The organism is Polynucleobacter ibericus, from assembly GCF_018687955.1.
Classification (GTDB): Bacteria; Pseudomonadota; Gammaproteobacteria; order Burkholderiales; family Burkholderiaceae; genus Polynucleobacter; species Polynucleobacter ibericus.
The window spans coordinates 211880-225300 of the sequence record NZ_CP061309.1; the positions used below are offsets into that span (position 1 = coordinate 211880).

Consider the following 13421-nt stretch of genomic DNA (forward strand, 5'->3'; position numbering starts at 1 on the left):
AAGCAATAATAAAAAGTAAATATAGAAAGCAAAAAATGGGCGATAGATTAAAAGATAAAGTAGCCATCATTACCGGCGCCGCCAAAGGTATTGGCTTTGCTACCGCCCAGCGCTTTGGACAAGAGGGTGCTAAGGTCATCATTGCCGATATCAGCCCAGAAGCTGTGAATACGGCCGCTGCACAAATACCTAATGCAGAAGGTTACGCCATGAATGTGACTGATCGCGCGAGCATTCAGTCCGTTGTAGATCATGTCATGCAAAAACACGGGCGTATTGATATCTTGATTAATAACGCTGGTATTACACAGGATGCGCGCTTAGTAAAGATGACTGAGGCGCAGTTTGATACGGTAATTGATGTCAACCTCAAGGGTGTCTTTAATTGCACCCAATTAGTCGTACCTCATATGCTAGAAGCAGGCTCTGGCGCAGTGGTGAACGCATCCAGCGTAGTAGGTCTTTATGGCAATTTTGGCCAAACCAATTACTCGGCTACCAAGTTTGGGGTCATTGGCTTTACCAAGACATGGGCGCGTGAGCTAGGTCCCAAAGGGATTCGAGTTAATGCCGTATGCCCAGGCTTCATTGCCACTGAAATGGTCAAGGCGATGCCAGAAAATATTTTGCAAGACATTGAAAAGCGCAGTTGGCTTGGACGTCTAGGTACCCCTACTGAAATGGCCAATGTGTACTTATTCTTAGCCAGCGATGAAGCCAGCTATGTTAATGGAGTGGCATTAGAGGCCAGCGGCGGGATCTCGCTCTAAGCATGAATCTTTTATATGAAGAGGGTGGCGATATTAAGATCGCCACAGTCCAGTCTGCTTCAGGTGCTGGGGATGCGGAGTCTTGGCAAGCCACTAGCCTTTCTGGAAAAAAGATCAAACTTAAAGCTAAAGAAGTATGGCTGCGTTTTGAAAAACCAGAAGCTCAAGCGGCAATGGACGAAGCTAATGCTCTCACCGCCGATATTGATTTGCAGTTTCTTTGGGATTGCGCACCAGACGAAGAGTTTGGTCTGGTGGATGTGGCGCATGAGTACTTTGGCTCACAAGCAAGTATTGCCCAACAAGTTGCACTAGCGATTGCTTTACAAGGTGCACCAGTATTTTTTCGTCGCAAAGGGCGGGGTCGTTTTCAGAGGGCGCCAATAGAGCAGCTGCAGGCTGGGCTAGCTGCTTTAGAACGCAAGCAAAAAGAGCTAGAGCAACAATCACTTTGGCAGCAAGAGCTAGTTGCTGGCGCCTTTCCTGAGGTATTGAAGTCTTCCGCTAAGCAATTACTTTTTTCTCCAGATAAAAATACTTCTGCTTACAAGGCATTCATCGCCGCTTGCACTGAGACTGGCGAATCCCCAGCTCAACTCATGATTCGATGTGGCGCAATTGATTCGCCTCTGGCATACCACCAGGGGATGTTTTTGAAGGCGCACTTTCCGAATGGTGCAGATCACAATCCGGCTATCGGGGTCGACCAAGCTGCTTATGCTTCTGCTCTTGCCGAGTTGCCGCTTGCCCAGGTGAAGGCATTCTCCATCGATGATTCGGGTACAACTGAAATTGATGACGCCCTCTCAGTCACGCCAATTGAGGGTGGTTATCGAATAGGTATTCACATTGCTGCTCCAGGTTTGGCTATTTCCAAAGATGATCCATTGGATCAAGTGGCTCGTAATCGGATGTCGACAGTGTATTTTCCAGGCGACAAAATTACGATGTTGCCTGAGTCGGTGATTAAGCAATTCTCACTGGATGAAGGTAAACCTAGGCCGGCCTTGTCGATTTACGTAGATATCGATGCAGATGGTATTGCCGATCGAGCTACTCTGCAGATGCGTACAGAGATGGTGCCAATGGCAGCCAATTTACGCCTCGAGGACATTGAGCATCTTGTCAGCGAGGAGAGCTTGCTGGATGAAAGTGCTAGCTACCCGTATCGCAAAGAGCTGGCGATTTTGTGGTTGGCGGCCAAACTTCTTCACGCGGGTCGTCAAGAAAAGCGTATTGCAAACGGCCTGCGTGCTGAGCAATTGGGCCTGATTGACCCTAATGCGTTAGCAAGAGACTTTCATTTCCAGATTCGCGCTATTGATGGTGTGCCACGTGTTGAAATCATCCCCCGTCAACGTGGATCTATTTTGGACACCATCGTTGCTGAATGGATGATTTTCTGTAATAGCGCTTCTGGTCAGCTTCTAGCTGACCATGGTCTTCCGGGTTTATTTAGAACTCAAAAGGGCTGGGGTCCTTTGCGTACCCGAATGCAAACTACCCCTGGCCCACATGAGGGCTTAGGTTTGGACTATTACGCCTGGTGTACCTCACCCTTGCGCCGGTATTCCGATTTAGTGAATCAATGGCAATTAATTGCACTTGCAAAGCATGGCGTTACTGCCAAGATGGTTGCGCCTTTTCCACCGCGTGATGCCACGTTAATGGGTATTGCTGCTGACTTTGAGTCTTGTTATCAAGCTTATGGCGAGTTCCAGGATAGATTGGAAAAGTATTGGTGCTTACGTTGGATTACTCAAGATGGTGAATCCAAGACGGTTCAGGTTCGTCACTTCAAGGAGGGGATGTCTAGAGTGGAGTTGGTACCACTGCATTTACCGATTCCTGAATTGGCAACCCATCCCCGCATGACTCGTGCAGAGGTCGTGATATCGGATGTAGATTTATTGCAACTTAGTGCAGGCGTTCGAGTTCTAGAAATTGAAGCAAAGGTGGAGGCTCCTGAAAAGGAGTCAGCCGACCAAGCCGTAGAGTCAGAGCTAGAGCAAGAGCCATCAGACAAACCTGAAGAAGATGCTAGCCCAGATTAAGTCGCTGGAATTTCCATGTCCTGAGGGGCTTGGTAAGGTCTTGCGTTATTTGCGCAGCGCTTGGAATCGCTATCCATTTCGATTTGCCTTGTGCGCTTCGATACTTATTCATATTCTTTTCCTATCGTTTCGTTGGGGGATTGGAGAGATTCAGACTCGCAGGCTTAATACTCCCTTGAGTGTTGTTTTGGTCAACGCCAGCAACAAAACACCTCCTCAGAAAGCAAATAAGTTGGCGCAAGCTGATTTGCAAGGCGGCGGTAAAACTGAAAATCAAGAAGCTACTGCAATGCATCGCGCCAGATTGGGGGCACAGGCTAGGCTTGAGGTTTTAGAGAAACAGCAAAAGCAAATGCTTGCCAAGTTAGATGAACAGCGTAGTCGATCTGGCGGCCGCAAGAGTGGCGACGAGCAAAAAATTACTCCACAACTCAATTCTTTAGAGGCTGAGCTAGCTAAACGGCTGCAGACTGATGGCAAAGAGCCTAGACGCAAAGTATTGACTGGCGCTAGTACTAAGGCGGTTACCTTTGCGCATTATTACGATGCAATGCGCCAAAAGATAGAGGCTTACGGCAGCGCGTTTTTCCCAAGGGCAAATGGACGTCCTTTATACGGCAGTCTAGTGATCGTAGTGAGTGTGGACAATCAAGGCAGGATCACTTCGAATGCCCAAGGAAAAGACGGACTGTCGATTGGGCGCAGCTCTGGCAACCCAGAGTTGGATAGGCAGGCGATAGCAATCGTCAGGGCCTCAGCGCCGTTTGGCCCTTTCCCCTCAGAAATGCGCAATCAAATTGATGTTTTGGATTGGATCTCTACTTTTGAGTTCACCCGTGATGGGGTGGATCGGTTAGAGCTGCGCCAATAGCGTAGTTCAAAACAATTCCGAGAAGTTTATAAATTCGCTTATTCTGTGGTCATCATGAGTCCTACCAATTCACCCGACCTACATATTGATCCAGGACTTTTTCCTGGTGTGGCTGTCTATGCCGTTGCAGGCAATCCAATTTCTCACAGCAAGTCTCCGGTAATTCACCAGCACTTTGCAGAGCAAGCTAAGCAGCGTATGTACTACGGTCGTCTTCAGCCTGAGTTGGATGCATTTGCGCAGGCGGCAAAAGCATTTTTTGCTGCCGGCGGTAAGGGCATGAATGTCACTGTGCCATTTAAGCTGGACGCTCAAAATTTGGCGGATGTTTTGACGCCTCGCGCGCAACTAGCGGGAGCCGTGAATACTTTGTGGAAGACGGAAGGCAAAATTTTTGGCGACAACACGGATGGTGCTGGTCTGGTGCGTGATCTATTGGCACAAGGCATTGCGCTCCACAGTGCCCGCATATTGTTACTTGGCGCTGGTGGGGCTGCCCGGGGCGTGATTGGCCCCTTGCTAGAGCAGTCGCCTAAGTCTCTCATCATTGCCAATCGTTCCAGCGCAAAGGCAGATGAGTTGGTCAAACTATTTGCTGATTTGGCTGGATCTAAAGAGGTAGCGCTAGAGTCTCGGACCTTGGCTGATTTGGAAGACTCCACAAAAACACAGTACCCATTTGATTTGGTGATTAATGCCACTGCAGCTGGATTAACTGATGAGTCTCCTTTGACACCAAAGGCAGTAGGCAATGTCTTTGTACCGAGCTCTTTTGCTTATGACATGGTCTATGGCAAAACGACCACTTTTATGCAGCAGGCCTTGCAAAGAGGCGCTCGGGTTAGCGATGGCCTGGGAATGTTGGTCGAGCAAGCTGCCGATGCATTCTTGCTATGGCGAGGTGCGCAATTAGCATCTGCCATCGATCCACGTGCAGTCTTGGCAGAATTACGCAGTTAATTTACTCTGATGCGCTGGCTTCTTTACCCAGTGAAATGTTTGCTTGCAGGGTTTATAGCAATGCAAATCTTTTTCGCAATCCAAATTGCTTTATGGATTGCCTTAGATCCTGGTAGCACTGCGTTTCAGAGAGCAGAGCGTTGGCGACTATGTACTTGGCATTGGACTTGTGCAGTAGAGTCCAGATGGGTACCTTATGACAAGATCTCCAATAATCTCAAGCGAGCCGTTTTAGTCAGTGAAGACGATATCTTCTTTCAGCACAAAGGTGTCCGGGTTGAAGATATGCAAAAAGCTTGGCAGAAAAATCAACAAAAGACTCAAGCAGGTAATAAATCTAAAACTGCTTTGCGTGGCGGATCGACCATTACTCAGCAATTAGCTAAAAATTTATTTCTTTCTTCAGAGCAAAACTATTTACGTAAAGGACAAGAGCTCATCATCACTGGGCTTTTGGAATTAATGCTTTCTAAACAGAGGTTATTGGAGATTTATCTCAATTCGGTAGAGTGGGGTGAAGGTGTCTTTGGAATAGGCGCCGCCTCTCAGCGCTATTACGCTACAAGCCCAGCGGGGCTGGATCGGGACCAGGCCGCAGCACTTGCGTCTGCCTTACCTGCTCCCAAGTGTTTTGATAAGCAGCAGTACTGTCGTAAGGGAAGTATTAACTACGTAGCCCGCCAAGAATTCATCCTGGAGAATATGGATCGGGTGGCTTTAGCCCCTTATCCGAAGAGCGGCTCGGGTAAATAATTTCTTGTTTTACTGCTTTATTTCTTTGCAGCAGCTCTCAGTGCGTCCCGAGTAGTGAGAGCTGCTGCTCTGGCAGCCCCCGCAAAATCAGCGCCTGAGCTGGCATACAAAATGGCTCGTGAGGAGTTGATGATCATGCCGGCTCCAGGTTTATCTGAAATTTTCCCTGCATTGACTGTGGCATCAATATCGCCACCTTGAGCACCAATTCCTGGAATCAATAAAGGCATATCGCCAACAATTGCGCGTACTTTGGCAATTTCTTCTGGGAACGTTGCGCCAACTACGAGGCTAATCTGACCGGAGCTATTCCATTGTTGGGCTGCGAGTTTGGCCACATGAAGATAAAGCGGCTCACCGTTCGGCGCGACATTTAAAAACTGTAGATCTGATCCCCCAGGATTAGAAGTACGGCATAAGACGATGACACCTTTGCCTGCATGTTTGAGGTAGGGCTCAATTGTGTCAAAGCCCATATAAGGGTTCACTGTCACTGCATCGGCATCATAGCGATCAAAGGCCTCCAGAGCGTAATGGTCCGCAGTACTGCCGATATCACCACGCTTGGAATCCAAGATGACCGGAATATGGGGGTATTTGTCTTTGAGGTGCTTAATCAACTTCTCTAACTGAGCCTCTGCTCTTTGGGAGGCAAAGTAGGCAAACTGGGGCTTAAAGGCGCAGACCAAATCCGCAGTCGCATCAGCGATTTCGCGGCAGAACTCATAGATACCCTCGGGATTTCCTTGTAGGGAAGGGGGTAAGCGTTTAGGATCAGGGTCAAAGCCAACACACAGCATGCTGCCTTGGGAAGCCCATGCAGACTGGAGTTGCTGGTTAAAGGTATTTGAGCGAGAGTTCATTGGATTTGGCTTATTTTAGTGAAACTGTCATGCTCTATAGGATAAACTAGCGCACATTCCTTAGGAGTTCACCATGATCAACTTGTTCGTCCTGCAAAATGGCCGCCTCTCTCAAGAGCAAGTCGAAGATCGCAATGAATTGTTGCAATACGCTAATCCTATCTGGATTGACGTGGTTGATCCAGAAGAAGAGGAATTAATCTGGATTAAAGAGGCTTTTGGCGTACTCTTGCCCGAGTTGGATGACTTGGGCGACTTAGAAGCATCTGCGCGTTATTTTGAGGCAGATGATGGCCACCTCCATATCCGTACTGATTTCTTATTGGATGAAGAAGAAACTTCTCGTAACGTTCGAGTCGCTTTTGTTCTTACCAAGCAAGTGTTGTTCTCTATTCATGACGAAGATTTGCCAGTGTTCCGCTTGGTCCGTTTGCGCGCACGTTTGCGCCCCGGATCAGTGAGCAATGCAAAAGACGTTCTTCTTGATTTGTATTCCACTGATGCCGAGTACTCTGCCGATGCTTTGGAAGAGGTTTATGAAAACCTTGAGCAGGCCGGTAAACGGGTTCTATCCGATAGCATTAATGATGCGGATGCTGCCGAAGTTCTGGAGACTATTGCAAAAGAGGAAGATACCAACGGACGTATTCGTCGCAATGTGATGGATACCCGTAGAGCCTTATCTTTTCTAATGCGTAGCAAGTTACTGTCTGATGAGCAGCAAGAAGAGGCGCGTCAAATTTTGCGTGACATTGACTCTCTTGAAAACCATACCGCTTTTTTATTCGACAAGATTAACTTCTTGATGGATGCTACCGTCGGTTTCATTAATTTGAACCAATCTAAAATTATCAAGATCTTCTCGGTGGTATCTGTAGCCTTGATGCCGCCAACTTTGCTTGCCAGTATTTGGGGTATGAACTATAAATATATGCCTGAGTTGGATGCAACTTGGGGTTATCCGATGGCGATTGGTGCGATGGTAATTTCTGCCATCATCCCGCTGGGCTACTTCCATAGCAAAGGCTGGATGAAGTAATTGGTGGCGGGTGGTACCCCACTAGTATTTAACTTCTCAGAAGAGCGATTAACTCAGCAAGTGCAAATTCAGCAGCTTGTTGTCTGATCGTTTGACGACCCCCTTCAAAGTGCATGGTTTTAGTTAGGACCTGATTCTCGGTAGCCCAGCTAAAACAAACTGTACCCACCGGTTTTTCTGCTGATCCGCCTGATGGTCCTGCCACGCCAGTGATGGAAATTGCGACATTGCTTCCTGAATTGATTCTGGCGCCTTCAGCCATGGCCTTTGCTACTGGCTCACTGACTGCTCCATGGGATGCAATTAGCTGAGCCGGGACGTCTAGACATTCCGTTTTGGCCTCATTGCTATAGGTGATGTAACCACGTTCAAACCATTCACTAGAGCCTGCCAGCTCGGTCAAGGATGCGCAGACAAGACCGCCTGTGCAGGACTCAGCTAATGACACTGTCCAATTTTTGGAAAGCAAAATCTGCGCCAAGGTTTTAGTGAGATCGTTAGTGTTCATTGGAGTTCATTATTTAATTAAGAACTGAATTAAAGCCATCACGAGTAGCGTACAAAAGGCAGCAGCAAGATCGTCGACCACAATACCAAATCCGCGCCAATAGATCTGTAGATAAGTTGAACGCTGGACACTGTCGCCCGTGGTGTTTTTAAAATGACGATCAATCATGCCAATAGGGCCAGGCTTCATGGCATCAAAAAATCGGAAGAGTGCAAAAGCAATTACCTGCATCCAAATATTAGTAGGCATGATGAAGATCAGCACCAACCAAAAAGCGATGATTTCATCCCAAACAATTCCACCAAAATCTTTTTTACCAAGCTCTTCGCTGACATACCCGCAGATCCAACAGCCCAGCAAAATGCCGCCACCGATAACCCAGAGAAAGTCTTCGGTGCTGAGAAAATATTCACCGATTAGAAAAGCTGCCCAGGCCCAGAGGGTGCCAGTAGTGCCAGGCGCCACGGGGCTTAAGCCACTACCAAAGCCGAAGGCAATAGTGCGACTGGCAGTTTGAAACACCCATTTCAAGTTTGGTTTCACTTCGGCAGAATGTTGCATATTTGTCATGATGCAAAGTGATCAAATGAGTTTAGAAAAGGTGCCGCCTCTGAATTGCTGAGTTCTATGCCAGAGGCATCTAATAAATGTATTCTTACTTCGACATCTTTTTTCGGAAGTATTTTTCCAATGAGCGTCAGCGGCAAATTGAGTATCTTACTAATAGTGTGAATCTTCTCACGTTGAGTTGAGGGTGCTGTAAAGCAAAGTTCATAATCATCACCGCCACTCGCGGCAAATTGATTTTGAATGCCAATGCCTTGTTTTTGCAATGTGATCGATTTTGGCAATTGGTTTAATTGAATTTCTGCATCAACCTGTGATTGCTTCAGAATATGGCGCAAGTCACCTAATAGGCCATCGGATACATCTAGGGCTGCACTTGCTATACCTCGCAGTTGAATACCTAGTTCAATTCGTGGAGTTGGTTGATGCATGCGGTGTGCAATATTTTGTAAATCCGCATTGGGCAGATTTAATTCATGACGCAGTGCAGCAAGAGCGAGTCTGGCATCTCCCACTGTTCCAGATACCCAAATATCGTCGCCCGCTTTTGCCCCTGATCTTCGGATGGCTTTTCCAGTGGGGGAGCTACCGAATGCCGTAATGGATATGGTGAGGGGGCCAGCAGTGGTGTCACCACCAATGAGGGGGCAAGAATAGTCATAGGAGGCGGCAAAAAGGCCCTTAGAAAAGGCTTCTAGCCATATCTTGTCCACCATGGGTAGAGCAATGGCTAGAGTAAATCCCAGGGGTTTGGCGCCCATCGCAGCCAGGTCTGAAAGGTTGACTGCTAGAGCTTTGCGGCCCAATAGTTCGGGATCAGCGCCTGCAAAAAAATGCCTACCCTCTACTAACATATCGCTTGTGATCGCAATTTCTTCATCGGCTGGAGGCCTAATCAGGGCGCAGTCATCCCCAATGCCTAGAGCAATTGCTGAATCTGCGGTTGTACGCAAGGAATTCGCACCCGTTTTAAAAAAACGTTCAATTAGGTCAAATTCACCAAGGGATTTGGAATGAGAAGACATGCCCCATTTTATGGCTGTTATGTGATGACTGTCCGAGAGGAATAGAATTAAGCTCTTAATAAAAGTCTTATATCAAATGTAGATAAGACAGAACTTAGCGAGTTAGTGGATGAGCAAAGAAAATAATAAAGAACAACAAATCGCAGCCTTAAGAGAGGCAGCCCTTCAGTACCATGAATTTCCAACGCCGGGCAAAATCGAGATTGCCCCTACAAAGCAACTGACGAATCAACGAGACTTAGCGCTGGCTTATACGCCAGGCGTTGCTGCTCCCTGCGAAGAAATTGTTAAAGATCCAGCGAATGCTTTTAAGTACACGGCGCGTGGAAATTTGGTTGGTGTGATTACAAACGGCACTGCGGTTTTAGGTTTGGGCAATATCGGACCTTTAGCAAGTAAGCCGGTAATGGAGGGTAAAGCAGTTCTTTTTAAGAAGTTTGCTGGCATTGACGTTTTCGATATCGAAGTGAATGAAAACGATCCCGATAAGTTAGTAGAAATTATTGCGGCATTAGAGCCAACATTTGGCGGTATTAATTTAGAAGACATTAAAGCACCTGACTGTTTCGTAGTTGAGCGTAAGTTGCAAGCACGCATGAAGATTCCGGTCTTTCATGATGACCAACACGGTACGGCGATTGTGGTGGCAGCCGCTATTCTCAACGGCTTGAAGGTAGTTGGCAAAAAAGTGGACGAAGTAAAGCTCGTTACTTCGGGGGCTGGAGCCGCAGCCTTAGCCTGTTTAGATTTATTGGTTGACCTAGGTATTCAGCGTAAAAATATTTGGGTTACCGACTTGGCTGGAGTTGCCTACAAAGGTCGCAAAGAATTAATGGACCCTGAGAAGGAACCATTCTGCCAAGATACTGATCTACGCACGCTTGATCAAGCGATTGAAGGAGCAGATATTTTCTTGGGCCTTTCAGCTGGTGGTGTACTCAAGCAGGATATGGTTAAGAAGATGGCACCAAAGCCATTGGTATATGCCTTGGCAAACCCAACCCCAGAAATTCTGCCAGAAGAAGTGAAGGCTGTTCGTCCAGATGCTGTGATGGCAACAGGGCGTACTGATTATCCAAACCAAGTAAACAATGTATTGTGTTTTCCATTCATTTTCCGCGGCGCTTTGGATGTGGGTGCAACGACCATTACTCGTGGCATGGAGGTCGCTGCAGTAAAGGCTGTAGCCGAGTTGGCTCAAGCTGAGCAGAGCGAAGTGGTTGCTTCTGTTTACGGCATTGAGAACCTCTCCTTTGGTCCTGAGTATTTAATTCCTAAGCCATTCGATCCACGTTTAATTACTGTGATCGCCCCAGCTGTTGCTAAAGCAGCAATGGATGATGGCGTAGCCTCGCGTCCGATTAAAGATTTCGATGCCTATCGCAATCAGCTTCAACAATTTGTGTACCACTCTGGTACTTTGATGAAGCCGCTCTTTAGTATTGCTAAGCGTGTGCCGGCAAATCAAAAACGGATTGTGTTTGCCGAAGGTGAAGACGAGCGTGTATTGCGTGCGGTGCAGATCATCATCGATGAGCATCTCGCAACCCCAATTCTGATTGGCCGCCCAGCTGTGATCGAGCATCGTCTCGAGAAATTTGGTCTCCGTATGAAGGCTGGTGATGACTTTGAAATCGTCAATCCAGAGAACGATCCACGCTTCCGCGATTTCTGGCAAACCTACCTTGGTTTAACCGAGCGTAAAGGTGTCACCGAGTCCTTTGCTAAGCTGGAGATGCGTCGCCGCAATAGCTTGATCGGCTCAATCATGATCATTAAGGGTCAAGCAGATGGCATGATTTGCGGTACGGTTGGTAATTCAGCGACTCATCTCAAATATGTTGATGAGGTAGTAGGTCATGAAGCTGGTGCTAATGTATATGGTGCAATGTCTGGTCTGATCTTGCCAGGTCGCCAAGTATTCTTAGTAGATACCCATATCAATATCGATCCAACTGCTTGTGAATTAGCTGAACTCACTTTGATGGCCGCTAGTGAAATGCGTAAGTTAGGACTCGTACCTAAGGTAGCACTTCTTTCGCACTCTAATTTTGGTTCCAGTAATGCGCCTTCCGCAGTCAAAATGCGTGAAGTATTGGCTTTAATTCAAAAAGCGGACCCAACCCTCGAGGTTGATGGTGAGATGCACGGTGATAGCGCTTTGGATGAAACCATTCGCGCAGGAGCAGTGACTTCATCACCATTAAAGGGCGATGCTAATTTATTAGTTTTGCCAAATATCGATGCTGCGAATATTTCCTACAACTTGCTAAAAACAGCGGCAGGTAATGGCATCGCAATCGGACCATTGTTGTTGGGTGTTGCTAAGCCAATTCATATTCTGACTCCGGCTGCAACCGTGCGTCGTATTGTGAATGTGACAACTTTGGCGGTTGTTGAGGCAGCTAGCAATGCAAGAGGCATTAACTAAGTAATTATAAATTATGTAAGTTAGCAATAACTTACATAATTTATTTCTATATAAATCAGTGCTTTACATAAAATGCACTGTATTTGGGCTTGATTTGATAGCGTGTTAAGGGTAACCTAGCACCCATCATGAATAATCGCTCTGAAAACAGCAATACAGTCAGTTTCGATGAACACAGCCGGGCTGAAAGTTGGGATAGTAATGATCGACTAGAAACCGAGTCATCCGCTGCCAACATTTATGCTGAAGGTGGTTTATCTCGTTTACAAACCTATGCAGCAAATCAAGTTTCGGGGAAAAAAGTGACAGCTTCTTGGCGTGCCGCTTTGGCCGTTCGCGATGCCGGACCGCCGGCAATGTTGCGCAGTGTGCGCCCTAATATCGTGCAATCCATTCGTGCTTTCCGTACTCCTGACTTACAGGAAGCGGCTACAGAGTTGGGTCAACACTTCATTTATGCCAATTGCGCTAACGCAATGACAAAGGGTGAGGTTTTGGAGTCCATTGCGATTGCATACTCATTTACTAAGCAGCAGGCTAAAAATTACGATCCTTTGTTGGATGCTTTGACTACGACAGTTGATAAGTCTGGCCCACAACCAGGGTTTGTTGTTGTGCTTGAGGGCTTGCCTTGCACTCAGAAATTTGACAAAGAAGCTCGTGAAACACTTTTAGACGTGTTCCGTGATGCCGTTGATTTCTGGGCTGAGCGCCGCACTCCTTATCGAGTTTTCTATTCTTTCGCTTAATCGCTAAAGTCTTCGGAGCTCTACAAATCGCCTCTACTTGAGGCGATTTTGCATTTCAGGGTTCCACACGCTATGAACGGCTGTAATAGCCACTACACCAGCGGTTTCAGTTCTCAGCACCCGTTCACCTAAAGAAACCAATTGATAGCCAGCAGCCTCGGCCTGAGCCTCTTCCTCAGGGGAGTGACCTCCTTCAGGTCCGATCATTAAGACGATATCTTGAGGATTATTTTCAAGTAGCACTGAATACATGCTTTTGGTTGCTTCGGGACTCAGCAATAGTTTTAGAGCGGGTTTTGGGCTAGCCTTTAAATAGGCCTCAAAGGTTTGAATTGGTTCTAGGCTTGCAAAAACAGTTCGGTCGCATTGTTCACAGGCCGCTTGAATGATGCCTGCCCAGTGAGCGAGACGTTTTTGGGCGCGCTCTAGGTCGCTTGAGCGAGTGAGCTTCAGGATAGAGCGCTCACATTGCATGGAGGCGATATTCTGCGCACCAGTCTCAACGGCTTTTTCAACAATCCAGTCCATTTTGTCCCCACCAGCAAGCCCTTGGGCCAAAGTGATGGCATAAGGGGTTTCGCGATGGGTGTCTGTGCGGATTTCGCTTAGCTGAACTTGGCCTGTTTTTCCGCTCAAAGAGAGGAGCTCACCCTTGGCTATTTGACCTTTTCCATCAAATACCGCGAAGAATTCTCCGGCTTGGACGCGCCTTACGCGCAAATGGTGGGCAACCTCAGGGGTGAGGGTAGTTGGCTTTTGGGACTCCCATGGTCCGGGAAGATAAAATTGAGGCATTACTGAAATATAGCCAATTAATTTTCCAGAGACCAC

Annotated in this window: 13 protein-coding genes; 8 read left to right on the forward strand and 5 right to left on the reverse strand. The window is 47.3% G+C overall.

Features of this window, described 5'->3' with window-relative positions; all coding sequences use genetic code 11:
- Positions 1-35 precede the first annotated feature (35 nt).
- From fabG to mtgA, 5 genes are read left to right on the forward strand one after another with little or no spacing between them, the layout of a single operon-like run.
- Positions 36-770: a 3-oxoacyl-ACP reductase FabG gene (gene fabG / locus AOC20_RS01145; protein WP_215360744.1), complete on the forward strand. Its 735-nt coding sequence runs from the start codon at positions 36-38 to the stop codon at positions 768-770.
- A 2-nt stretch (positions 771-772) separates the two neighbouring features.
- Positions 773-2824: a ribonuclease catalytic domain-containing protein gene (locus tag AOC20_RS01150; RefSeq protein ID WP_215360745.1), complete on the forward strand. Its 2052-nt coding sequence runs from the start codon at positions 773-775 to the stop codon at positions 2822-2824.
- Positions 2808-3695, forward strand: a complete 888-nt coding sequence (locus tag AOC20_RS01155; protein ID WP_215360746.1) for an energy transducer TonB family protein — start codon at positions 2808-2810, stop codon at positions 3693-3695. Before AOC20_RS01150 ends, AOC20_RS01155 begins: the two co-directional genes overlap by 17 nt.
- 54 nt (positions 3696-3749) lie before the next feature.
- Positions 3750-4655, forward strand: coding sequence for a shikimate dehydrogenase (gene aroE, locus AOC20_RS01160; protein WP_215360747.1), 906 nt, complete (start codon positions 3750-3752; stop codon positions 4653-4655).
- A 9-nt stretch (positions 4656-4664) separates the two neighbouring features.
- Complete coding sequence (gene mtgA, locus AOC20_RS01165) at positions 4665-5408, forward strand: monofunctional biosynthetic peptidoglycan transglycosylase (RefSeq protein ID WP_215360748.1); 744 nt, start codon at positions 4665-4667, stop codon at positions 5406-5408.
- 17 nt (positions 5409-5425) lie between these two features.
- On the opposite strand, the gene pyrF is transcribed toward mtgA, so the two are convergent.
- Positions 5426-6271, reverse strand: coding sequence for an orotidine-5'-phosphate decarboxylase (gene pyrF / locus AOC20_RS01170; protein ID WP_215360749.1), 846 nt, complete (start codon positions 6269-6271; stop codon positions 5426-5428).
- Positions 6272-6344: 73 nt separating this feature from the next.
- Here pyrF and corA point away from each other — a divergent pair, with 73 nt between their 5' ends.
- Complete coding sequence (gene corA / locus AOC20_RS01175) at positions 6345-7310, forward strand: magnesium/cobalt transporter CorA (protein WP_215360750.1); 966 nt, start codon at positions 6345-6347, stop codon at positions 7308-7310.
- Positions 7311-7338: 28 nt separating this feature from the next.
- Here corA and AOC20_RS01180 read toward each other — a convergent pair whose 3' ends face one another.
- From AOC20_RS01180 to thiL, 3 genes are read right to left on the reverse strand one after another with little or no spacing between them, the layout of a single operon-like run.
- Positions 7339-7818, reverse strand: coding sequence for a CinA family protein (locus tag AOC20_RS01180; RefSeq protein ID WP_215360751.1), 480 nt, complete (start codon positions 7816-7818; stop codon positions 7339-7341).
- Positions 7819-7827: 9 nt separating this feature from the next.
- The gene (locus tag AOC20_RS01185; RefSeq protein WP_215360752.1) at positions 7828-8388 is read right to left on the reverse strand and encodes a phosphatidylglycerophosphatase A family protein; all 561 of its coding nucleotides are present in this window, start codon (positions 8386-8388) and stop codon (positions 7828-7830) included.
- Positions 8385-9410, reverse strand: a complete 1026-nt coding sequence (gene thiL, locus AOC20_RS01190; RefSeq protein WP_215360753.1) for a thiamine-phosphate kinase — start codon at positions 9408-9410, stop codon at positions 8385-8387. The genes AOC20_RS01185 and thiL overlap by 4 nt, the downstream gene beginning before the upstream one ends.
- A 109-nt stretch (positions 9411-9519) precedes the next feature.
- On the opposite strand from thiL, the gene AOC20_RS01195 reads away from it, so the two are divergent.
- Together AOC20_RS01195 and AOC20_RS01200 are read left to right on the forward strand one after the other, a co-directional pair.
- The gene (locus AOC20_RS01195) at positions 9520-11841 is read left to right on the forward strand and encodes an NADP-dependent malic enzyme (protein WP_215360754.1); all 2322 of its coding nucleotides are present in this window, start codon (positions 9520-9522) and stop codon (positions 11839-11841) included.
- A 128-nt stretch (positions 11842-11969) separates the two neighbouring features.
- A complete protein-coding gene (locus AOC20_RS01200) occupies positions 11970-12590 on the forward strand; it encodes a barstar family protein (RefSeq protein WP_215360755.1) in 621 nt (206 codons plus the stop codon).
- Positions 12591-12623: 33 nt separating this feature from the next.
- On the opposite strand, the gene AOC20_RS01205 is transcribed toward AOC20_RS01200, so the two are convergent.
- A complete protein-coding gene (locus AOC20_RS01205) occupies positions 12624-13385 on the reverse strand; it encodes a 16S rRNA (uracil(1498)-N(3))-methyltransferase (protein ID WP_215360756.1) in 762 nt (253 codons plus the stop codon).
- Between the last annotated feature and the right edge of the window lie 36 nt (positions 13386-13421).